The following is a 21,826-nucleotide window of genomic DNA, read 5'->3' as shown; positions in this document are numbered from 1 at the left end:
TACTTAATCTTTATAAATCGCGAAATGTTCACGGGCCGCCAGCAGCTGCTCTTTGGTGAGCATAAACACACCATCGCCGCCGTTATCAAACTCCAGCCAGGTGAACGGAACATCCGGATATTGTTCCATAAGATGTACCATGCTGTTGCCCACTTCACAAATCAGCACGCCATCATCAGCGAGGTAATCTGCCGCGTTTCCGAGAATGCGACGCGTCAGTTTCAGGCCGTCGGTGCCAGATGCCAGGCCCAGTTCCGGCTCGTGACGGTACTCATTTGGCAGGTCGGACATATCTTCCGCATCGACATACGGCGGGTTAGTGACAATCAGGTCGTACTGCACTTTCGGTAAATCACGGAACAGATCAGAGCGAATCGGAATGACGTTGTGGATCAGACCGTGTTCTTCGATGTTCTGTTCAGCAACCGCCAGCGCGTCGGGAGAGATATCCACCGCGTCAACTTCCGCATCCGGGAAGGCATAAGCACAAGCAATGGCGATGCAGCCGCTACCGGTACACATATCTAAAATATGCTGCGGTTGCTTGCTTATGAGTCCGGCAAATTTATTGTTAATCAGTTCACCAATCGGCGAGCGCGGCACCAGCACACGTTCATCGACGTAAAATTCATGACCGCAGAACCACGCTTTGTTGGTCAGGTAAGCCACCGGAATGCGTTCATTGACGCGGCGGATCACGCGTTCAACAATACGGTGTTTTTCGCTGGAGGTCAGACGCGCGGTGCGCATATCTTCCGGGATATCCAGCGGCAGGTAGAGCGAAGGCAACACCAGCTGTACGGCTTCATCCCACGGGTTGTCAGTGCCGTGACCGTACCAGATATTCGCCGCGCTGAAGCGGCTCACCGACCAGCGCAACATGTCCTGAATGGTTTGCAGCTCATTTACTGCTTCATCAACGAAAATTTTATCCACGTATTCCTCCAGGGCATGATCGCAATAATTTCGGCGGCTAGTTTGCCATGAAGATGACGATAAATCAGCATTCACGCGCGGTGAGTGAGGAAAAATACGTTTAAAACGATCGATTGCGCTACGAGTCGGGTAAACTGTAGGAAAATTAGAAATAGAGACAGATAAATGAAAAAGAAAACAACACTTAGCGAGGAGGACCAGGCTCTGTTTCGCCAGTTGATGGCGGGGACTCGCAAGATTAAGCAGGACACGATTGTCCACCGACCGCAGCGTAAGAAAATCAGCGAAGTGCCGGTGAAACGGTTGATTCAGGAGCAGGCCGATGCCAGCCATTATTTTTCCGATGAATTTCAGCCGTTATTGAATACCGAAGGTCCGGTGAAATATGTTCGCCCGGATGTAAGCCATTTTGAGGCGAAGAAGTTACGCCGTGGCGATTATTCACCGGAGCTGTTTTTGGATTTGCACGGTTTGACGCAGCTGCAAGCCAAGCAGGAGTTAGGCGCATTGATTGCCGCCTGTCGCCGCGAACATGTGTTTTGTGCCTGCGTGATGCATGGTCATGGGAAGCATATTTTGAAGCAGCAAACGCCGCTGTGGCTGGCGCAACATCCGCATGTGATGGCATTTCACCAGGCACCAAAAGAGTACGGTGGTGATGCGGCATTGCTGGTGTTGATTGAAGTGGATGAGTGGTTGCCGCCGGAATTACCGTGAATGCTGGCATCGAATGCCGGATGCGGCGTGAATGCCTTATCCGGCCGATAAAAATGTGATAATTCAATAAATTGTGATTCATTTCAGTCGGCGTCACATCAGGCATCAGTGCACAACGACGAGCTATAACTCATTCAATACATACTGAAAACGACACGTAGAATCAATCGGTTGCCGACTGCTGGTATTCACCTTCACCACGATATCATGTAACTCTTTATCGGTTACCGGATGACGTGTGGGGGTCACCGTTACCGTTGATTTGTCGCAGCCATAAGAGGTAAAGGTTAACAGTTCTGATACCGCACGGCAGTATGCACCTCTACTATCAAAAACGCTGCCGTCACAGAGTTTGCCGTTTTCCATCAGGTAGGTCGAAAGCGTGGTGGTAATTGTCGACCCCGTGGACTGTAGCTGTAGCGCTTTATTATGACTGACATAATTTTCACTCCAGGAGATATCATAGGAGGCGACCGGTATCGTTGGGCATATTGAGTTATGCACAGTCGGGCTCGTGTAGCTTCCATCAAAATATCCGGGTAAGTTTGTATATGAATAAAAGGACGCGATCCACGGGCAACCATAATTATCAGATGCAACGGTGACTTTAAATGTCATATATGCACAACGGAAAAGATCCGTATCAATACCGGGGCAATGTGAATTATTAATCGTATCATAATCCGTTATAACCAGAGTTGGTGCCGGGCCCGAACCCGTCCAGGAAATCAGCCTCAGAGTATCTCCTTTACGCCCAATAGAATTATATTTCCCATACGCGACCTCCCCTGGTGTTAACACCGTAACATTGAAAACGATACTCGCGGCCACCCCTGTTACCGTGTCCATCGCATAATAAACTCTCACACTGTCGAAACTTGAACTCATAAGTTTATCCCCAGCATAGCTCCTGGGTGTGCCGACAACATTCAGGACAAGCAGCATCAGGCTCGCGAAAAATAGGGTCCATTTTTTCATGTTATAAATACTCAAAGGTTGCCGTCACAGTGGCGTTAAAGTCACCGGACGTTACATTTCGCCCGCTCTTCGCCTGTAACCAGGCATTAAAATTTAGGCTGTTATTTCCCTGAGTCAGCGGGAGCGTGACGCCTGTTGTATTGTTGACTGGCACTGGTATACCTGCCGCTGTTTCAATTCCAATCCCAGCGCCGGACGCAGAAGACGAGGCGTCAAAAGCCAGAAATCCGGGCAGTTCACTATCTTCTGTTCCCGTTAACGTGACTCTGACACTCAGCGATGTAGAACTTTGACAATCCTTCAATTGAATGACCAACGGCACTCGCTCTGACTGCCCAATGTTCATTAAATCGCTGGCGGCAATGGCAGTAAAATGTACCTCTGCCAACTGGCTACCGTTGATCACTGGTGTACACGATTTACTGATTAAATTGCCGGTAAAGTGCAGATTATCTACCGCTGTTGTGGTGCCGCTGTTCAGCAACAGCAGGCTATTGATAAAAATCAACGCACACTTTTTCTTCATTGATAATCCACCTGTAACGTGGCCCAGGCTTCAAAGTCCGCCTCAGGCAGATCAACACCACTCTTTTTTACTGGCACAGCCGTTAACACCGGTAAATCGGTTTCATTCACCACGAGTGGCGTATTGATCCTAAAACGCTGCCCAGCCTGTTTAAGCTGAATACCTAATCCAGTGATATTGCTGCTTACTGCGGCATCATCAAAATCGCTTTGTGTGCCACTCCAGCTCAAGGTCATTTCCATTGATGGGTCGCGAACCGCCGTATCACAGGTAATTGAATACGGCACCGTTTGCTCATAATTACTGCCATTAATGTCATCAACAAACACATCCTGAAAGGTGATTTCTATGGTTTGAGCGTTGCTAATAGTGCAGTTAGGCGGCTGCACTAAATAGCCGTGAAAAGAGACATTTGAGAGTGCCATCGAGCAAAAGCCCCACAGCACAAGAAGTGAGATCCGTTTCATTGATAATCCACCACAATTGTGGCGCTGGCGTTAAATTCCGCTGCCGCTAAGGTTGTACCACTCTGTTTCACCGGCACGGCTTCAAGTGCAGGGATGCCCGAGGAAAAATTAAACGGCAACCATGAACCAGACGTTAAGTCGAGTATTGAGTGATCACTACTTTTTTGAACCCGAATACCAAACCCTGGAATACCTGTGCTGATAACTGTTTCACCGTTAATCACGACCGTTGTCGCCTGCATCTGTAAACGCAAGTCATCCATTGCCAAATTGTTGCAAACAAGCGAGTAGTCAATGGGACGGTTATAACTCACCCCATCGATCTTATTAATGAATACATTACCAAACTCAACTGCCGCACCATTTACCGTACAAGGAGGAGGGGCATCAACAAGTACCCGTAAATTCATACTTACTGACTTACTCGCTGCAACTGCAAAGCCGCTACCAACACAACATATCAGTAACCCAGTTACCGCCCAGACAGAACAAGATCCTTTCATACTGGCTCTCCCGTCATTAGCCTTTGCGGCTCTGCTCTTCATCAACCTGGCAACTATTGCCGTTGCAGGTGAAAAAGAGCGGCATCCGAGCGCCATAGTCGTTGACATAGGTCAGTACCGGCACACTCCCCATCTTCACATTCAGCGGTGCAGAGGTTTTCGGCGACATCACTATAGGCGAGAAACCGGCTGCCGGATTGCCATTTTTCTGTGCGCTGGCATTACTGAAAATGACGTAATACGGCGTCGGGTTATTGACAGTAAATTCCTGACCGTTGCGGGTTAAGGTCACTTTATGCTGCCACGGGTTTTGCGTGGTGTTTTTTTCCAGAGCTTTCGGTCGCCAGAAAAGTTTGATACGCGTCTGAAGAGCGATTTGTAGCGTGTTGGATTTGTTCGATTTCGGCGGAATTTCGCGCACGTTGAAATAGAACATCGATTCCCGATCGGCAGGTAATTTATGAATATCCGGCAGGCCCTGAATTTTAACCTGGCCATTCATCATTGCTTCAATGCGCTGTACAGGCGGCAATACCGCCAGCGGCGAGCTGATTTTGACGCCCTTTTCATCTTCAATCCAGCTTTGCGCCAGATAAGGCAGTTTGGGGTCGTTATTACGCAGCGTCACGCTGATAGATTTATCGCTTTCATTAAAAATCAGGCGAGTACGATCGGGCGTTACTGATGCCTGAGCAGAAAAACTTACCGTTGCTGCCAGTAACGACAGTACCGTTGTCAATGTTTTGGCAGAGAGATATTTAGTCATGGATCATTCCTTAATCACGTTATTGGTTCGATGAAACAGACATCGGCGGTTCCATTGGTGTCACCTGTTGTGTCTGTTCCTGAATGACGGGTTGAATATCATGCGGTATGACGGGAGAACTTCCCCCCTTTTGCTGGCATGGCAACAACAAGCCATTGAACAGGTCATTCGGTAACGGGTCTGGCAGGCTGATATCGCAGTGAGATTCACCCTCCCAGAAAACGGTCATATGTTCACCCGGTTTAACGCCTGCCAGATAAACATTACCTTCGTCATCAACCAACCCTACTTGTTGTTGATTATCGTTTTTTACTTCCGCCCCAAATGGCGGATGGCTGCCATCCTGCAAGCGCAGCACTGCCATCGCCTTCTCACCGCTGATTACCGCAAATTTACGGTAGCCAATAGCGCCTTCCGTCAGCGTTGCCTGAACCACTGATTTTGTAGCTTCGGCGTTTTCCGGCAGTTTGTTCAAATCGATATAAGCCTGGTTGCGGTAGTAATCATTCACATCTGCCACCACCGCTTTGCCGAACATGTTGGTATAAACGGCGGAACCATTACCTTCAACCGGTACATTAGCAACACCATCAGCGTCGATTAACAGACGTGTGCCGCCCATATTTTGTGTACGATGCAGTGCCCCGCCATGAGCGGTCAACGTTGCCCCGCCCTGTAAAGAGATCCCTGCTGAGGTGTATTGCCCTTCATGGTAGTTAGCACTGAGATCAACTTTTGCCAGAGTGCCATCGTGGCTGTAGTAGCCATCCACGCTGCTGTGGTTTTCGCTGGTTCCGGCGCTTAACGTGTAGTGGCTGGCGTCATCAATGCGGTGGTACAGGCTCACCTGATTGCTGTCGGCACCGCTGCCATAGTTGCCGTTGTAACTGATGGTGCTGTTGTCGCCCCACGGCAAACTTAAGGACAGATAAACACCCTTGTCGGCACTTTTATCGTATTCGTAGCGATAACCAGTCAGAGAAACGCTCAAGTTACGAAGGCTTCCTAAATTGAAATAATGAGAAAGCATCATGTTGTAGTTGGTTTGATCCTGGCGATCCCAGTAGGTATGGTGGGAATAATTGAGATAGACCGAAACGCGCGCATCCGTGAAGTTCTGGTTATAGGTGACCGTATACATCTCTTTGTCGTTACCGGTGCGCGCCCGGTCGTCGTCGTTCGCATCCAGATACTCGCTCATGGTCATGTAGTTTTTTTCAGAGAAGCGGTATCCAGCAAACGTCACCCGACTGTTGAGTTCATCAAAATCTTTGGCATAGCTGACGCGATAAGAGTTGCCGTCCAGCGTTTTGTTGCCATACACGCTGTTATCGTCGAGTTGAACACGAGAGTGAGTGACATCAAACGCTAACGCGCCTAACAGCGCCAGGTCACGACCGAGGCCCAGCGCCGCCGACTGGTAGTTTTCATCGGCTAACGCACCGCCGTAGAGCGACCAGCCATTGGCTATCCCCCACGACGCCTCGCCGCCCGAGAAGAAGCTACCTGCAACCTGATGGTCCCAGTTTTGTGGACGCCCCATTGTCACTTTATAACGCACCTGGCCGGGGCGAGTCAGGAACGGCATGGACGCCGTGCTGACGTCGTATTCTTGTACCTGGCCGTTTTGTTCTTCAATGCGGACATGCAGCGTGCCAGAGACGGAGTCGCCAATATCCTGAATGCGGAATGGACCTGCGGGTACCTGGGTTTCGTAAATGACACGGCCCATTTGGGTTACAGTCACTTTAGCGGTAGTGTGTGCAACACCTGAAATATCGGGGGCGTAGCCGCGCAGGTTTGGCGGTAACATTTGATCATCGGTACTGATGCTGCCGCCAATGTAACTGAAGCCATCAAAAATATCGGAGTTGAGATAATCTTCGCCCAGCGAAAGTTTGGCTTTTAATGACGGCAAGGCGCGCCAGGCGTAGTAACGACTCCACTCCCAGTTTTTTTGCGTACCGCTATCGTCAGTGTCGCCGTCATCGTTACTGCGGGTATGCTGATAATCGCTCTGCCAGTCAGCTCGTAAGCGCCACGGCCCAACGTTAACGCCGACCGTACCATTACCGCTGATGTCGTTAGTGTCATCACCCCCATTTTCATGTCGGGTTTGCGCGTTGATACTGTAATCGGCAATAAGCCCAGGGATACCGTCATCCCAGCGCGAAGGCGGGTCCCACTCGCTGTCGGTATATTCCAGATAAGCCTGCGGTACAGAAACAAGGAGTGCAGACTGGCCTAAATCGCCGCTAATTTCTGTACCTGCTAAAAGTGCCGTATTCAGACACTGACCATCGCGGATCCATTGCAAATTCTTTGCAATATCTTCCTTCAGACCAAACTGGGCAACCAGCTCTGGCGATAAGCAGGCATATGATTTATTCGGATCGTTTTCAGTTGCGTACCAGTAGATATCGTAGTCGTCAGGTAACGGCTGATTATTTACATGAACGCGTAAGTTATATTTTCCCGGTTCTACATAGCCTTTTTGCGAAAAACGGCCCAAATCAATTTTGGTATTGCCTTTTAAATCAAGAAATCGGCCATCAAACTGAATGGTATCGTCTGCCAGGGCATTAAATGGACTTCCAGAAATTGCCAGAGCAATCCACCACGAAAGCCCCCGTAAACGGAGAAAAGAATGTTCTGGCATCGGCGTATCCATCCATGATTTTTTATAATTTAGTTATTTGGTAGTTATAAACCCCATAACTTTGCAGCTATGGGGGAAATACATTAGAGATACGTGATCTGGAACGTCGTCAGCGTTTCAAACGGTGCCGGTGTTGGTGTTACAGCATCCGTTTCACCCACTAACCATGCTTTAAAGTTCAGAGTTTGTTTAGGCTTGCCTTTTCCCGTTGAACTGTCCTTCACGATAGGTTGCTTAATCTCTGCTCCCAGTGCATAACCTGTACCGTGCTGGTCACCGATAACCAGGCTAACGTTTGGAATTTCAGTTCCATTATCCATGTTAGACAGAGAATAGTTATCTGCGTTAGTGGAGTACGGATTACCGGTGAATGTGGTAGCCATTGTCGTTTCTGTATTGAAATTACAGTCCTGTAAACGAATCTGGAAATCTTTTGGTGTGGTTGTTTTGCCGCCGGTTAAAGAACCCGTACCGATGCTGCCCATATCCACTTCCAGTTTATGATCGTCAGGAACAATTGAGCACGGGGAGTCTTCAATTGTGCCGTAAAATCTCACTGTACCGTTGTTCCCTGCGGCAACGACTGATGCTGAAGTCAGCGCCCCCATGAGCATTGCCGTGGCAACTGCTGCTTTTACAAACTTACTCATTATTTGTCCTTAAATCATAAATAATTAGAATATAAGCCAACTGAAATATTGACACAGAGCTTCTTCAATTTTTACAGCGACTTTTAAGCAGCCAATGAACAGATTGTCAGCTCCTGAAAAAACAGGTTCCTTGATATAATATTCTTTGGCGTGCCGAACATGTTGATATTTTAATATGACTGATGCAATTTAGATTTTCTAACATTCAAAGTTAGAAAAACTTAATTAATAGGCGGGGATAATAATTACTGAAACTTTTCATCTCAATAATGAAGAATAAGTTCAAAAAAACGGCAAATGCAAAAATCCAGTGAATAAATTAAAGTCAAAAACAATCACATGGCGATGACTATCTTGTGATATTAATTTCGCAACGATATAATATTAAAACACTATAATTAATATAAAATCAAGACCCAATAATATTTTTCACTTTAGTCATTATTTACCTAAAAATGCTTCCAGAAAAATAATTTATGAATAAAAGTAAATTCTCTTTCAATATGTAAATTTTTACAAATAAAAGCGTCATGCCGTATAAAATAAAGACCATTCGATCACAAGCGGATCATTGTTAGTACAATAAGATTGCATAAATTCAACATTGCCAGAAAAAAATAAAGGCCCGATAGATTACACCAGCGGGCCTTGTGCATGCGTATTAAATCGCTTTTGCCATCTTCAGATTACACGGGCTCATCTGCCAGTTGAATGTGCCGTTTCCGCTTTCATCAAGCGTTACGCTGGCAATGGCCGAGGTGGTAAACATAGGCGGCGTTTCGCCCGGACATAACTCAGCAACCAGATACCCGACTAAGGGTAAGTGGGAGATCACCAGTACCGAAGCAACACCTTCATTGGTCAACGCCTGTAAATAGGCACTGACCAGACCAACATCGCCGCAGGGCGTTAACTCCGGCAGAACTTCTGCACTGGAAGGCAGGTTCAGACAATCCCCTACTTCTTCCAGTGTTTGCTCGGCTCGCAGGAACGGGCTCACCAGAACGCGTTCGATTTCCACTTTTTGACCTTTCAGCCAGTTCGCCATCAGGCGAGATTCGTCACAACCGTTAGTAGTCAGAGGACGAACCGAATCACTGGCGGCATCGAGGGCTGCGTCGCCGTGACGCATGATAAAAACTTGCATATTGCACCGCTTTTGTTAACCAGATTCGCCCGTTTTCTTTCATCTGAAACCAGAGAAAGAAAACGGTGGCCGGCATTGTGCCTTATCCATTCACCGAATGAAACGCTGTTTTTTACCTCAATGGCGTAAGTATAGTCAATATGCGTTTACATTTTGAGCAATACTCCGCCATTCAGCGCGGATTCATATAGCTTTGACCTTCTTATTGCAGGTCAGTTGCAGTTGTTTTCCAAAAACTTTCCCCACGCTTGCTCATCTCGACTAAACGCTCGCAAGGGGTAAAACGGGAACCATACTGCGTGGCCAGTCGTTGCATTATTGCAACCACTTCACCCGCACCGAGAGAATCGATGTAGCGGAACGGACCACCGAGAAATGGCGGAAAACCAATGCCAAATACCGCGCCAATATCTCCGTCACGCACGCTACGGATAACCTGCTCGTCCAGACAACGTACTGCTTCATTCAGCATCAACATCACACACCGTTCAGCTACCTGCGGTGCGGAGAGTCGCCCCTGCCCTTGTGTGCCAATCAGCGGGTAAATGGCGGGATCGACCTGTTTTTTGCTTTTACGCCCTTTCTGACCATAAAGATAGAAACCCCGGCCATTTTTTCTGCCTTTGCGATCGTCGTTCAAAATTGAAGAAACAACATTTGCAGGCGCGCTAAAACGTTCTCCATAAGCGGCTTCCAGTACAGGAATAATTTTAGTCCCGGTGTCGATTCCTACCTCATCCAAAAGTTGGATTGGGCCTACCGGAAAACCAAATTTCACCAGCGCGGCATCAATGTGCTCTACCCGTTCACCTTCGGTCAACATGCGGATAGCTTCATTAATGTAAGGCGCTAAAATGCGATTGACGTAAAACCCGGCTTTGTCACGCACGACAATTGCCGTTTTACCCTGTTTTTTCGCCAGTTTTACTGTGGTAGCGATGGTTTGCGCCGATGTCCCCGCATGAGGAATAATCTCCACCAGCGGCATTTTTTCCACCGGACTGAAGAAATGCAGGCCAATAACTTGCTCAGGTCGCGTAGCGTGAGCGGCGATATCACCAATTGGTAAAGATGACGTATTCGAAGCAAAGATGGTATGAGCGGCGCAATTTTGCTCAACTTCCGCCACCATTTGTTGTTTTAATTCGAGATTTTCAAACACCGCTTCAATAATCAGATCGCGATGGGCAAAGCCGCGATAGTCCGTCGTTCCGGAGATTAATGCCAGCTGTCTGTCACGTTCGCTGGCTTTGAGATGACGACGGCGAACTTTGCCCTCCAGCTGATCCCAACTGTACTTCAGCGCATGATTTATGCCCTGCGGGTTAATATCTTTAATTCTGACCGGAAGCCCCGCTTTACAAGCAGTGACGTAAGCAATACCGCCGCCCATCAAGCCACCACCTAAAATTCCCACGCTGTTTAATGGCGCAGGCGGCGCATCACTGCCGGGGTCTTTCTTCACTTCCGTACTGGCAAAAAAGATACTACGCAGCGCCTGCGATTGCGGCGTCATCGCCAGTTCGCCAAAAGCACGGGCTTCAGCGTCATAGCCGCTACTGGTGCCTTGCGCTAATCCCGTTTCGACAACCTCCAGGATGCGTTCTGTCGCCGGATAGTTACCCTGAGTTTTGTGTTCTGTTTTCTTGCCGACCATTTTGAACAGCAGCGCACGACCTAACGGCCCCGCCAGAATACGCTCGCGTACAGGTAGAGGGCGTGAAGATGGACGATCCTGCTTTGCCAGCTCAACAGCGGCTTCCAGTAAAATGGATTGCGGAACGACGTCATCCACCAGCCCCAGCTTTAATGCCTGTTTCGCCCGAAGTTGTTTTCCGGTGAGGATCATCTCTAATGCTGTGCTGACGCCTATCAGACGCGGTAAACGCTGGGTGCCGCCTGAACCGGGTAATAATCCAAGTTGTACTTCAGGCAAACCGAGCACCGTTTTAGGATCGTCAGTACACATGCGACCGTGGCACGCCAGCGCCAACTCCAGCCCACCGCCCAGGCAAGCGCCATGAATAGCCGCGATAACCGGAACGGGCAAAGCATGAATCTCCGCCATTAACTGTTGACCCTGCCGCGCCAGTGCTTCCGCTTCTTGCGCCGTTTTGCAGTTGGCGATCATGTTGATGTCTGCGCCAGCAATGAAGTTGTCTGGTTTCGCGGAGATAAACACCACGCCGCGCAACTCTTTGTTTTCACGGAGTTGCTTAATAATGGCGCGCACCTGCGAGGCAAACTCCGCCTTCAGGGTATTCATTTTCTCACCCGGTACGTCGATGGTGATAACAGCAATGTTGTCCAGACGGACATTAAGGGTAAACGCTGATGCCATTTCCATTATTCCGCCTCCACAACCATTGCCGCGCCAAGCCCACCCGCAGCACAGGCGGTCACTAATCCAAATCCACCGCCGCGACGCCGAAGTTCATGCAATGTCTGGGTAATCATCCGCGCGCCGGTCGCCGCGAAGGGATGCCCGTAAGCAATCGAACCGCCAAGCACGTTAAATTTGCTATCGTCCACTTCGCCAGTGGCATGTGCACGCCCCAGTACATCACGAGCAAAACGTTCGCTACCCAGCAACTGAATATTCGCCAGTGTCTGAGCTGCAAAGGCTTCGTGCATATCGATCAATGTCAGATCGCTCATTGTCAAACCGGCACGTTCCAGCGCCAGCGGCGTTGACCAGGCCGGACCGAGCAACATGTCCTGCCAGACATCTATCGCAGTAAATGCGTAACTGCGCAGATACCCCAGCGGTACCAGCCCTAATTCTTTCGCCCGCGATTCGGTCATCAGGATCACCGCCGCTGCGCCATCGGTCAGCGGCGTACTGTTTGCTGCCGTTACCGTCCCGTGTTTACGATCAAACGCCGGACGCAACTTTGCGTAATCAGCAAGCGAGGAATTACCGCGAATATTGTTGTCTTCGACAAGCGGTTGTTTATAAGGAGGGATAAAGGCAGTCATCACCTCTTCTTTGAGTTTACCGTCTGACCACGCCTGAGCGGCTCGCTGATGCGAACGGTGCGCTAATGCATCTTGCTGTTCGCGAGTAATACCGTAGGTTTTCGCCATTTGTTCAGCGGTGTCGCCCATCCGCAAGCCAGTAGAGTATTCCGCCACTGCCGGAGGCACCGGCATTAAGTCGCGCAAACGCAGGCGAGAGAAGAGTTTCAGGCGCTGGCTCATGGTTCGAGCTTTGTTGACATCAACCAGCACGCGCGCCAGTTTTTTACTGACGCCAATTGGCAATACGGAAGAGGAATCGGCCCCACCGGCAATCCCCGCGCGAATAGTTCCCGCCATTAGGCTTTCTGCGACGTTTGCAATCGCCTGGAAACTGGTAGCGCAAGCGCGGCTGACGCTGTAAGCATCGGTATGCACATTCATTCCAGTACCGAGAACAATTTCACGCGCAATGTTGGGGGCTTCCGGCATTTGTACGACCTGACCAAAAACCAGTTGTTCAATCACTTCGGCGGGGATCTCGCTGCGTGCCAGCAATTCGCCTACCACCATCTTCCCTAAATCAACCGCGGGAATGCCATGAAAAGCCGTCGCCTGGCGGGCAAAAGGCGTACGTAAACCGCTAACAATGGCGATACGATCGCCCTGGCGGGTAACCAGCGGTAAAACCTGACCCATAACACTCCCCTGTAAAAAAATAAATAAAGTGGTCTGACCTGATCATAGTCTTAACCATTTTTTTACATTTAGCCAAGCGGAGAAAAGGGAAAGTGGGAGCTATGACACAGAGAGAAAAGTAGAAGAGAAAATAAAACGCCCCTGCCAACAACTGACAGGGGCGTACGTACCCGAGAGGAATTAACGCAGACCCAGCTGGAAGATCAGCATTTCAGCTTCGCAGGCAAAAGTGAAATCGATATCCAGGCGCACACCGTCAGACTCTTCAGTGAAAGTCGGGGTGATTTTGCACGGTTCGGATTCCACGCTACGGGCTTTTTCAGTCAGCGCCGCCAGCGTTTGTTCTGCTTCTGCGCGGTTTGCAAACACGCGGCTGTAAGACGCGGTGCAGTCGGAGTTGTCCATAATGGTGCCAACATCCATACAGCAGCAAACCGGGGTTTCATCAGCACTACATTTACTCATCGTTGATTTCCTCTGTATGTGCACCCAAGGTGCCAGATAAACGTTGTGGATATTTTACGCTTCCGGAAAGTGCTGCTCCAGTTGTTAATTCTGCAAAATCGGATAAGTGACCGAAATCACACTTAAAAATGATCTAAAACAAAATTCACCCGAATCCATGAGTGCGCCACCTCCAAATTTTGCCAGCTGGATCGCGTTTCTTAGATCATATTTGAAAAAAGATAGAAACATACTTGCAACATTCCAGCTGGTCCGACCTATACTCTCGCCACTGGTCTGATTTCTAAGATGTACCTCAGACCCTACACTTCGCGCTCCTGTTACAGCACGTAACATAGTTTGTATAAAAATAAATCATTGAGGTTATGGTCATGAGCCAGAAAACCCTGTTTACAAAGTCTGCTCTCGCAGTCGCAGTGGCACTTATCTCCACCCAGGCCTGGTCGGCAGGCTTTCAGTTAAACGAATTTTCTTCCTCTGGCCTGGGCCGGGCTTATTCAGGGGAAGGTGCAATTGCCGATGATGCAGGTAACGTTAGCCGTAACCCCGCATTGATTACCATGTTTGACCGCCCGACATTTTCTGCGGGTGCGGTTTATATTGATCCGGATGTAGATATTACCGGACATTCTGATTTAACCGGTCAGAGTGCAAATGCTAAAAATATCGCACCGACAGCGTGGGTACCTAACCTGCACTTTGTCGCGCCTATCAACGATCAGTTTGGTTGGGGAGCGTCAATAACTTCCAACTACGGCCTGGCTACGGAATTTACCGACAACTACGCTGCTGGTATCTATGGCGGTAAAACCGATCTGCAGACAATCAACCTTAACCTTAGCGGGGCTTATCGCCTTAACAATAGCTGGAGTTTTGGTCTTGGTTTTGATGCGGTTTACGCCAAAGCAAAAATTGAGCGTTACGCCGGTTCGCTGGGGCCTATGTTGTCTCAGCAGTTGATTGCCCGGGGTGTACCCGCTTCATTAACCAATGGTATTAATACTCCGGACTCTCAAATTGCCCATCTGAAAGGTGACGAATGGGGCTTCGGCTGGAACGCGGGTATTCTTTATGAACTGGATAAAGATAACCGTTGGGGCCTGACATATCGTTCAGAAGTTAAAATCGACTTCGAAGGGGATTACAAAAGTTCCATTAACCCAAATCTGAACAATATTTTGGGTAGCATGGGCTTACCGTATGGCACGATGGGTGCAACACAAAATGGCTCCCTGACGCTCAACCTGCCTGAGATGTGGGAGATTTCTGGTTATAACCGTGTTGCGCCGCAGTGGGCAATTCACTACAGCATGGCCTATACCAGTTGGAGCCAGTTCCAGGAGTTGAAAGCGAAAGGCGATAGTGGCCAGACTCTGTTCTATAAAGATGAAGGATTCCGTGACGCATATCGTATCGCGTTGGGCACAACCTACTATTACGATAAAAACTGGACCTTCCGTACCGGTATCGCCTATGACGATAGCCCAGTTCCGGCAGATAAACGTTCTATTTCCATTCCTGACCAGGATCGCTTGTGGTTAAGTGCTGGGTTAACCTACGCATTTAATGAAGATGCATCCATTGACGTTGGCGCATCTTATATGCATGGTCAGAAAGTGAAGTTTACTGAAGGTGAAGGACCGGCAGCTTATTCCTTCGAGTCTGAAGGTAAAGCCTGGCTGTTCGGTACTAACTTTAACTACGCGTTCTGATAACGCGTTCGCCTGGATAAAGTCACCTGCTATGCAGGTGACTTTAACTCCCCCACTTCACCGAAAGTAGTTTCCTCATTGCTTGCCTCCTGAGTTTTGCAAACAGCCTGATGGCAGCTTGCCCTTTCAAATCAGTAAGTGGTATCCACAGACAAACCTGAAGGGAAACGCATATTTTCAGGCGTTCTGCTCGTCCTTCTCAAAGAGTTTACTTTTCTGCATTTCCAGGATACTCAACCTCCCTGGCTATTGTGCGCTCATACACTCAAATTAAAGATAGGCTCTAAATAAATGAGCGTTTTTTGATAGTCTATTTTATTAGGTAATATATATTTGTAACAAATCAATCAACATGGAATAAAATCATGCTACCATCTATTTCAATCAACAATACCAGCGCAGCTTACCCAGAATCCATCAATGAAAATAACAATGATGAAGTTAATGGATTAGTACAAGAGTTCAAAAACCTTTTTAATGGTAAGGAAGGAATAAGCACCTGTATTAAACATTTGCTTGAGCTTATAAAAAACGCCATGCGAGTAAACGACAATCCTGATAGATTTAATATTAATAATTCCTCAGTTACTTATATTAATATTGATTCCAATGATACAGACTATATTACTATTGGTATCGATAACCAAGAACCAATAAAATTACTTGCGAGCTATAAAGACAAAGAACTCGTCCGTACTATCATTAATGAGAACATAGTTGAGAAGGCTCATGATGATATAAATAATGCTGAATTTACTGATGGTATTATTGTTAGTGGTATTGATGATCGTAGTGATATTGGCATTGACTCCAATGATACAGACGATATTACTTTTGATATTGATATTGATATTGAAAATCAAGAACCAATAAAATCACCTACGAACGATGAAAAAAAACTCGGCCAAACCCTCATCAATGAAAATGTAGTAGAGAATACTCATGATATCAATAACAAGAAAATGATCTTCAGCGCAATAAAAGAAATATATAATGGAGATCCTGATTTTATTTTCGATAAAATATCACGTAACCTCATACATACGGTAACAAAATCCGATGAGAACGGGATAAGCAAACCAACGGACTTATTTACCTGGCACGGTAAAGATAAAAAATACAACACTCTCGCCATTGTAATTAAAAATACAAACGGAAACGATTATTTATCTCTCGGTTACTACGATCAGGACAACTACCATATTAAAAGAGGAATTCGTATTAATGGTGATAGTCTCACACAATATTGTAGTGAAAACGCCAGGAATGCTTCAGCGTCATTTGAAAGCAATAAAGCTCTCATGGCAGAATTATTTGCAACAGGTATAAATCATCAAGTTGTAAACGAACTCAACGGGGAAAGACTGAAAGAACCAAACGAAGTTTTTAAACGTTATGGTCGAGCAATAAGATATAATTTTCAAGTGGACAATGCAAAATATAGACGCAATAATGTAAAAGAAATAGTTTCTACTTTATTCGATAACGAAGTTAACACTGACCATTCTCAAAATATATATGTGCACTATAAGAAACTCGAAGGTAAAATTGAAGAAAGGCTTCAAAATTGCCAGACGGAATATCAAAATGAAATTAATCAACTATCTGCGTTAGGTGTTAATTTTGATGATGTTTAAAATTATTTTTCCAGTTTTTTGATTTTTCAACGACTGAATATCTGAAATAGTCAATGACGAACATCAGTATTTTTACATCATTACGTCCGGGTCATTGTCGGTTTATCTCCTTTTACTTGTGGTAATTGAGGGATAACAACAAAAAAGGTGAGTTTTGCGACTCACCTTTTTTATTTGTTTCTTATTCAGAATCGATATCTTTTAAATCATCCTGAATCGCTTGCGCGTTCGGATTTTCCTGCGGTTTGAGTTCGCCGCCATTAGCGATGAAATCATGACGCTGGAAGTACGCTTCGCGCACCATAATGTAAGGATCGGACGACTGACGCAGCAGACCGTCGGAATCCAGCAGCTGTGCGCGGGTTTCGATACCTTCAAGCGTCCATTTACCCACAGACATCGGCCAGGTCAACCAGGAAAGAACCGGGTAAAGACCATCCGCCATATCACCACCGTCATCACGCAGCGTGAAGCTACCGTAGAACGGTAACTGAACGTATGGCCCATAACCCACACCATAATGACCAAGCGTACTACCGAAGCGGTGAGGTTCAGTCCGTTGCAGTTTCGGGTTCGCCATCCCTGCAACATCAATAAAGCCGCCCATCCCCAAAATGGTGTTCAGGAAAAAGCGGGTAAAGTGGACCATCCCCTGATAAGGGTCGCCCTGCAAGAAGTAGTTAACCATCACCGCAGGTTCTTCAAGGTTGCCAGTAAAGTTGCTCAAACCGTTACGCGCCGGTTGCGGAACATAATCACGCCAGGCGACAGCGACTGGTCGAACAATATACGGGTCTAATACATTGAAGTTGAAGTTGTACATGGTGCGGTTGAACCCTTCTAACGGGTCAGAACGCCCTTGCTGATCTGTACCGGAACTCGCACACCCCACCAGAAGCGTAGTTCCCAGAGCAAGCGCCGACAGGCGAAGCTTCATAAATGTCTCCCTGTTTTTTTATGGCTTATGCAGTTTGCCATCCATGACGGAACGATACCGTATCCGCCTGTTTAGGTGTGGGCGATTGTAACAGCACGTCAACTGATGTCCAGACGCCCTGATTTGCTGATTTGATCATAGCCTGGTAATCGCCGCCCTGTAGGCTACTTGATTCTATAGAAACAGAAAAAGGCAAACGCGGCCTTTTCTACATTTTCAGAGTAACTCCCGCCAGTTGCGAGCAAAAAAGCCGCTACGCTTTAGCTATACGTGCTAATTCAAGAGAAGAGACCATGGACAACGACAAAATTGATCAACACAGCGACGAAATTGAAGTTGAGAGCGAAGAAAAAGAGCGCGGCAAAAAAATAGAAATAGATGAAGATCGACTCCCCTCCCGGGCGATGGCAATTCATGAGCATATCCGCCAGGATGGTGAAAAAGAGCTGGAACGCGACGCAATGGCGCTACTGTGGTCAGCCATTGCGGCGGGTCTGTCGATGGGCGCTTCGCTACTGGCAAAAGGGATATTTCATGTCGAACTGGAAGGCGTGCCGGGCAGCTTCTTGCTGGAGAATCTCGGTTATACCTTTGGTTTTATTATCGTCATTATGGCCCGCCAGCAATTATTTACCGAAAACACCGTGACTGCGGTACTACCCGTCATGCAAAAACCGACAATGAGCAACGTTGGCTTACTTATGCGGTTATGGGGCGTCGTGCTGCTGGGTAATATTCTCGGGACAGGTATTGCGGCGTGGGCATTTGAATATATGCCAATCTTCAATGAAGAAACTCGCGATGCATTTGTCAAAATCGGCATGGATGTGATGAAGAACACCCCCAGCGAGATGTTTGCCAACGCGATCATTTCCGGCTGGCTGATCGCCACTATGGTATGGATGTTTCCTGCAGCGGGTGCGGCAAAGATTGTGGTGATTATATTGATGACCTGGCTTATTGCACTGGGTGACACCACTCACATCGTTGTCGGTTCTGTAGAAATCCTCTATCTGGTGTTTAACGGCACGCTGCACTGGAGCGATTTCATCTGGCCCTTCGCACTACCTACTTTAGCGGGGAACATCTGCGGCGGCACCTTTATCTTCGCGTTAATGAGTCATGCACAGATTCGTAACGACATGAGCAACAAGCGCAAAGCAGAAGCACGCCAAAAAGCAGAACGTGCGGAAAACATTAAGAAAAATGATAAAAACCCGGCATAAATGGCGAGGGTTTAAGCAATCGAGCGGCAGCGTACTTACCCCGCAGTCCATTAGCGGGTATACTCATGCCGCATTGTCCTCTTAGTTAAATGGATATAACGAGCCCCTCCTAAGGGCTAATTGCAGGTTCGATTCCTGCAGGGGACACCAGATACCCTTCTAACAATATCTACCTTCACCCCGTAAAAGATGGGTTTGGCAGCACACTTGCCCTATATCTACTCATTTTTACTGCAACAGGTTGAAATCTCAGCACTGTCAGAAAGCGCTGATGACTAAACAGCCCTGGGCCGGGCGATGTAACCATCATACAGAATCCTGATAGCGAAATATGGCGTGACTCGATACTTCACTCTGCAATGCATTCCTTGATGAATTCGCAGGCCCGTGATACTCGGGACAGGTCGCTGAATGACGACAATGTCCTGGAAATCAGCGAACCGCGTATCCGGAGTACATTTGAGCGACTGTACCAGAACATGAATGAGGCGTTTGGATTAGGTGATTATTAGTTGGGCTAAGCATTTTTGTATTATTATTTTCCGGTTGAGGGATATGGAGATATCGACAACAACCGGAAAAAGTTTACGTCTATATTGCTGAAGGTACAGGCGTTTCCATAACTATTTGCTCGCGTTTTTTACTCAGGAAGAAAATGCCAAATAGCAACATCAGGCAGACAATACCCGAAATTGCGAAGAAAACTGTCTGGTAGCCTGCGTGGTCAAAGAGTATCCCAGTCGGCGTTGAAAGCAGCACAATCCCAAGCGAACTGGCAATTTGAAAACCAATCAGAAAGATCGTCGACGACAGGCGCTTATCAAAGTTTGCCACGCTGTATTTGAAGACGGATATGACACAAAGTGGAACCTCAATGGCATGTAACAGCTTCACTAATGAAATAATCCAGGGGTTAACGAACAACGCGCAGGAAAGGATACGCAACGCCATAATCACAACACCGATAAGTAATGCATTTTTTGGCCCTACCCGATTCACAAAGAAAGGAATAATCGCCATGCACAGCGCTTCGAGTACCACCTGGAATGAGTTGAGATAACCATACAGGCGCGTTCCTACATCGTGTGATTCGAATAAACCTGCATAAAAGACAGGAAAGAGTTGTTGATCAAAAATGTTATAGAAAGACCACGTCCCCACAATAAATATGACAAAAACCCAGAAGTTTCGATCCTTGAAAACTGCGATAAAATCCTCTTTTTTTACCCCTCCCGCATCCGCCGCTATGCACTGGTGATCCTTATCTTTAAAACGCATGTTGATCATCATAAATACAGCGCCAAATAGCGAGACCAACCAGAAGTTGATATGGGGACTGATACTAAAAAATATACCGGCAAAGAACGCGCCAATAGCATAGCCAAAAGATCCCCAGGCGCGCGCTGTTCCATATTCGAAATGAAAATTTCGCGCCATTTTTTCGGTGAAGCTGTCAAGCAAACCGCATCCCGCCAGATACCCCAGGCCAAAAAAGAGCGCCCCCAGAATTAGACCTACAGAAAAATTGCTTTGCAGTAACGGTTCATAAACGTAAATCATAAACGGTCCGGTCAAGACCAGAATGAAACTCATACACCAGATGAGCGGTTTCTTCAGACCGAGTTTATCCTGAACGATGCCGTAGAACATCATAAATAGAATGCTGGTAAACTGGTTGACCGAATAAAGTGTACCTAATTCCGTCCCTGTTAATCCTAGATGTCCTTTCAGCCAAATAGCGTATAACGACCACCACAGCGACCAGGAAATAAAAAAGAGAAATGAGTAACTGGATGCAAAACGATAGTACGCATTTCTGAATGGAATATTCAGTGCCATAATTACCTGCCTGTCGTTAAAAAATTCATGTCCTATTTAGAGATAAGAGCGGCCTCGCCGTTTACTTCTCACTTTCCAGTTCTTGTCGACATGGCAGCGCTGTCATTGCCCCTTTCGCTGTTACTGCAAGCGCTCCGCAACGTTGAGCGAGATCGATAATTCGTCGCATTTCTCTCTCATCTGTAGATAACCCCGTAGAGGACAGACCTGTGAGTAACCCGGCAACGAACGCATCTCCCGCCCCAGTGCTATCGACACAATTCACAGACATTCCAGCAAAATGGTGAACTTGTCCTCGATAACAGACCACCACCCCTTCTGCACCTTTAGTCACCAACAGCATGGCGATCTCATACTCTTTTGCCAGGGCGCATATATCCCGATCGTTCTGTGTTTTTCCACTGATAAGTCGCCATTCTTCTTCCGAGAGCTTGACGACATCCGCCAGTTGTAGCGCCTGCCGCAAACACAAGCGGAGCAAATGCTCGTCTTGCCATAGATCTTCACGAATATTGGGATCGAAGCTGACAAAACCTCCGGCATGCCGGATCGCCGTCATCGCAGTAAATGCGCTGGTACGCGAAGGCTCGGCAGACAACGCAATTGAACAGAGATGTAACCATTCGGCATGTCGCCAGCAGGGCAAGTCTGTCGTCTCTAAAAAAAGATCGGCACTGGGGCGGACCATAAACGTAAATGAACGTTCTCCTTGATCGTTCAGATCGACAAGCACCGTGGATGTCCGGTGCCATTCATCTTGCTTCAGATACGTGATATCGACACCCTCAGTTAGCAGCGTTCTTTGCATTAACGCACCAAAAGGATCATCACCGACCCGACCTATAAACCCACTTGTTCCGCCTAATCTGGCGATTCCCACCGCAACGTTAGCTGGCGCGCCGCCAGGACAAGGCAGTAGCCGCCCGTCTGATTCTGGCAAGAGATCTACGACCGCATCCCCTAAAACCCATACTTTGGCTGACATTTTTTTCCCTTAAATTCAT

At 47.5% G+C, this 21,826-nt stretch carries 20 protein-coding genes and 1 tRNA gene; 6 read left to right on the top strand and 15 right to left on the bottom strand.

What is annotated here, in order from left to right; genetic code table 11:
• Positions 1-3 precede the first annotated feature (3 nt).
• Positions 4-936: a 50S ribosomal protein L3 N(5)-glutamine methyltransferase gene (prmB, locus tag ACJHYD_RS01220; RefSeq protein ID WP_001309606.1), complete on the bottom strand. Its 933-nt coding sequence runs from the start codon at positions 934-936 to the stop codon at positions 4-6.
• A gap of 165 nt (positions 937-1,101) precedes the next feature.
• Between prmB and smrB the strand changes: the two genes are divergently transcribed.
• Positions 1,102-1,653 (top strand): endonuclease SmrB, encoded by a 552-nt coding sequence (gene smrB / locus ACJHYD_RS01215; RefSeq protein ID WP_000730805.1) that lies wholly within the window; start codon positions 1,102-1,104, stop codon positions 1,651-1,653.
• 123 nt (positions 1,654-1,776) lie between these two features.
• Here the strand turns inward: smrB and ACJHYD_RS01210 are convergent, their stop codons facing one another.
• The 11 genes from ACJHYD_RS01210 to ACJHYD_RS01160 all read right to left on the bottom strand — a co-directional run bounded on the left by ACJHYD_RS01210 (position 1,777) and on the right by ACJHYD_RS01160 (position 13,471).
• Positions 1,777-2,631 carry a StfH/YfcO family fimbrial adhesin gene (locus ACJHYD_RS01210; RefSeq protein ID WP_001551408.1) on the bottom strand — a complete coding sequence of 285 codons (855 nt, stop codon included), beginning with the start codon at positions 2,629-2,631 and terminating at the stop codon, positions 1,777-1,779.
• Position 2,632: 1 nt separating this feature from the next.
• Entirely contained in the window at positions 2,633-3,157 is a 525-nt protein-coding gene (locus ACJHYD_RS01205) for a fimbrial protein (RefSeq protein WP_001551409.1), read from the bottom strand.
• The gene (locus ACJHYD_RS01200; protein WP_000822673.1) at positions 3,154-3,624 is read right to left on the bottom strand and encodes a fimbrial protein; all 471 of its coding nucleotides are present in this window, start codon (positions 3,622-3,624) and stop codon (positions 3,154-3,156) included. The genes ACJHYD_RS01205 and ACJHYD_RS01200 overlap by 4 nt, the downstream gene beginning before the upstream one ends.
• On the bottom strand, positions 3,621-4,169 hold the full coding sequence (locus tag ACJHYD_RS01195) for a fimbrial protein (RefSeq protein ID WP_023156814.1): 549 nt from the start codon (positions 4,167-4,169) through the stop codon (positions 3,621-3,623). The genes ACJHYD_RS01200 and ACJHYD_RS01195 overlap by 4 nt, the downstream gene beginning before the upstream one ends.
• Positions 4,144-4,893, bottom strand: coding sequence for a fimbria/pilus periplasmic chaperone (locus ACJHYD_RS01190; RefSeq protein ID WP_000170518.1), 750 nt, complete (start codon positions 4,891-4,893; stop codon positions 4,144-4,146). Before ACJHYD_RS01190 ends, ACJHYD_RS01195 begins: the two co-directional genes overlap by 26 nt.
• A 19-nt stretch (positions 4,894-4,912) precedes the next feature.
• On the bottom strand, positions 4,913-7,552 hold the full coding sequence (locus tag ACJHYD_RS01185) for a fimbrial biogenesis outer membrane usher protein (protein ID WP_001114066.1): 2,640 nt from the start codon (positions 7,550-7,552) through the stop codon (positions 4,913-4,915).
• Between the two features lie 83 nt (positions 7,553-7,635).
• Positions 7,636-8,202, bottom strand: coding sequence for a fimbrial protein (locus ACJHYD_RS01180; RefSeq protein ID WP_000033306.1), 567 nt, complete (start codon positions 8,200-8,202; stop codon positions 7,636-7,638).
• A 661-nt stretch (positions 8,203-8,863) separates the two neighbouring features.
• Positions 8,864-9,349, bottom strand: a complete 486-nt coding sequence (sixA, locus tag ACJHYD_RS01175) for a phosphohistidine phosphatase SixA (RefSeq protein WP_001195819.1) — start codon at positions 9,347-9,349, stop codon at positions 8,864-8,866.
• A gap of 202 nt (positions 9,350-9,551) precedes the next feature.
• Complete coding sequence (fadJ, locus tag ACJHYD_RS01170; protein WP_001544761.1) at positions 9,552-11,696, bottom strand: fatty acid oxidation complex subunit alpha FadJ; 2,145 nt, start codon at positions 11,694-11,696, stop codon at positions 9,552-9,554.
• Positions 11,696-13,006, bottom strand: coding sequence for an acetyl-CoA C-acyltransferase FadI (fadI, locus tag ACJHYD_RS01165; protein WP_000531924.1), 1,311 nt, complete (start codon positions 13,004-13,006; stop codon positions 11,696-11,698). Before fadI ends, fadJ begins: the two co-directional genes overlap by 1 nt.
• 180 nt (positions 13,007-13,186) lie before the next feature.
• Positions 13,187-13,471 (bottom strand): YfcZ/YiiS family protein, encoded by a 285-nt coding sequence (locus tag ACJHYD_RS01160; protein ID WP_001296261.1) that lies wholly within the window; start codon positions 13,469-13,471, stop codon positions 13,187-13,189.
• Positions 13,472-13,842: 371 nt separating this feature from the next.
• Between ACJHYD_RS01160 and fadL the strand changes: the two genes are divergently transcribed.
• Positions 13,843-15,183, top strand: a complete 1,341-nt coding sequence (fadL, locus tag ACJHYD_RS01155; RefSeq protein ID WP_001389840.1) for a long-chain fatty acid transporter FadL — start codon at positions 13,843-13,845, stop codon at positions 15,181-15,183.
• 365 nt (positions 15,184-15,548) lie between these two features.
• The gene (locus ACJHYD_RS01150; protein WP_001551410.1) at positions 15,549-16,820 is read left to right on the top strand and encodes a hypothetical protein; all 1,272 of its coding nucleotides are present in this window, start codon (positions 15,549-15,551) and stop codon (positions 16,818-16,820) included.
• A 181-nt stretch (positions 16,821-17,001) separates the two neighbouring features.
• Here the strand turns inward: ACJHYD_RS01150 and mlaA are convergent, their stop codons facing one another.
• Complete coding sequence (mlaA, locus tag ACJHYD_RS01145; protein WP_000776768.1) at positions 17,002-17,757, bottom strand: phospholipid-binding lipoprotein MlaA; 756 nt, start codon at positions 17,755-17,757, stop codon at positions 17,002-17,004.
• 293 nt (positions 17,758-18,050) lie between these two features.
• Here mlaA and ACJHYD_RS01140 point away from each other — a divergent pair, with 293 nt between their 5' ends.
• The 3 genes from ACJHYD_RS01140 (at position 18,051) to ACJHYD_RS01130 (ending at position 19,495) form a co-directional block, all read left to right on the top strand.
• On the top strand, positions 18,051-18,983 hold the full coding sequence (locus ACJHYD_RS01140) for a formate/nitrite transporter family protein (protein WP_000368131.1): 933 nt from the start codon (positions 18,051-18,053) through the stop codon (positions 18,981-18,983).
• Between the two features lie 75 nt (positions 18,984-19,058).
• Positions 19,059-19,133 (top strand) — tRNA-Arg (locus ACJHYD_RS01135).
• 179 nt (positions 19,134-19,312) lie between these two features.
• A complete protein-coding gene (locus tag ACJHYD_RS01130; protein WP_223362157.1) occupies positions 19,313-19,495 on the top strand; it encodes a DUF4942 domain-containing protein in 183 nt (60 codons plus the stop codon).
• 79 nt (positions 19,496-19,574) lie between these two features.
• On the opposite strand, the gene ACJHYD_RS01125 is transcribed toward ACJHYD_RS01130, so the two are convergent.
• A complete protein-coding gene (locus ACJHYD_RS01125; RefSeq protein ID WP_001197021.1) occupies positions 19,575-20,822 on the bottom strand; it encodes an MFS transporter in 1,248 nt (415 codons plus the stop codon).
• Between the two features lie 61 nt (positions 20,823-20,883).
• Positions 20,884-21,807, bottom strand: coding sequence for an aminoimidazole riboside kinase (locus ACJHYD_RS01120; protein ID WP_001551411.1), 924 nt, complete (start codon positions 21,805-21,807; stop codon positions 20,884-20,886).
• Between the last annotated feature and the right edge of the window lie 19 nt (positions 21,808-21,826).

The organism is Escherichia sp. WS1368 (genome assembly GCF_046487485.1).
Taxonomy (GTDB): domain Bacteria; phylum Pseudomonadota; class Gammaproteobacteria; order Enterobacterales; family Enterobacteriaceae; genus Escherichia; species Escherichia coli.
The sequence above is the reverse complement of the archived record's forward strand: the minus strand, read 5'-3'. Positions and strand labels throughout refer to the sequence as shown.

Excerpts from the sequence above, each read along its gene's own strand:
- ACJHYD_RS01125 (WP_001197021.1), bottom strand. The coding sequence starts at position 20,822 with ATGGCACTGAATATTCCATTCAGAAATGCGTACTATCGTTTTGCATCC.
- ACJHYD_RS01120 (WP_001551411.1), bottom strand. The coding sequence starts at position 21,807 with ATGTCAGCCAAAGTATGGGTTTTAGGGGATGCGGTCGTAGATCTCTTG.
- fadJ (WP_001544761.1), bottom strand. The coding sequence starts at position 11,696 with ATGGAAATGGCATCAGCGTTTACCCTTAATGTCCGTCTGGACAACATT.
- smrB (WP_000730805.1), top strand. The coding sequence starts at position 1,102 with ATGAAAAAGAAAACAACACTTAGCGAGGAGGACCAGGCTCTGTTTCGC.
- fadI (WP_000531924.1), bottom strand. The coding sequence starts at position 13,006 with ATGGGTCAGGTTTTACCGCTGGTTACCCGCCAGGGCGATCGTATCGCC.
- ACJHYD_RS01210 (WP_001551408.1), bottom strand. The coding sequence starts at position 2,631 with ATGAAAAAATGGACCCTATTTTTCGCGAGCCTGATGCTGCTTGTCCTG.
- ACJHYD_RS01160 (WP_001296261.1), bottom strand. The coding sequence starts at position 13,471 with ATGAGTAAATGTAGTGCTGATGAAACCCCGGTTTGCTGCTGTATGGAT.
- ACJHYD_RS01150 (WP_001551410.1), top strand. The coding sequence starts at position 15,549 with ATGCTACCATCTATTTCAATCAACAATACCAGCGCAGCTTACCCAGAA.
- ACJHYD_RS01205 (WP_001551409.1), bottom strand. The coding sequence starts at position 3,157 with ATGAAGAAAAAGTGTGCGTTGATTTTTATCAATAGCCTGCTGTTGCTG.
- sixA (WP_001195819.1), bottom strand. The coding sequence starts at position 9,349 with ATGCAAGTTTTTATCATGCGTCACGGCGACGCAGCCCTCGATGCCGCC.
- ACJHYD_RS01140 (WP_000368131.1), top strand. The coding sequence starts at position 18,051 with ATGGACAACGACAAAATTGATCAACACAGCGACGAAATTGAAGTTGAG.
- mlaA (WP_000776768.1), bottom strand. The coding sequence starts at position 17,757 with ATGAAGCTTCGCCTGTCGGCGCTTGCTCTGGGAACTACGCTTCTGGTG.
- ACJHYD_RS01195 (WP_023156814.1), bottom strand. The coding sequence starts at position 4,169 with ATGAAGAGCAGAGCCGCAAAGGCTAATGACGGGAGAGCCAGTATGAAA.
- ACJHYD_RS01185 (WP_001114066.1), bottom strand. The coding sequence starts at position 7,552 with ATGCCAGAACATTCTTTTCTCCGTTTACGGGGGCTTTCGTGGTGGATT.
- fadL (WP_001389840.1), top strand. The coding sequence starts at position 13,843 with ATGAGCCAGAAAACCCTGTTTACAAAGTCTGCTCTCGCAGTCGCAGTG.
- ACJHYD_RS01180 (WP_000033306.1), bottom strand. The coding sequence starts at position 8,202 with ATGAGTAAGTTTGTAAAAGCAGCAGTTGCCACGGCAATGCTCATGGGG.
- ACJHYD_RS01200 (WP_000822673.1), bottom strand. The coding sequence starts at position 3,624 with ATGAAACGGATCTCACTTCTTGTGCTGTGGGGCTTTTGCTCGATGGCA.
- ACJHYD_RS01190 (WP_000170518.1), bottom strand. The coding sequence starts at position 4,893 with ATGACTAAATATCTCTCTGCCAAAACATTGACAACGGTACTGTCGTTA.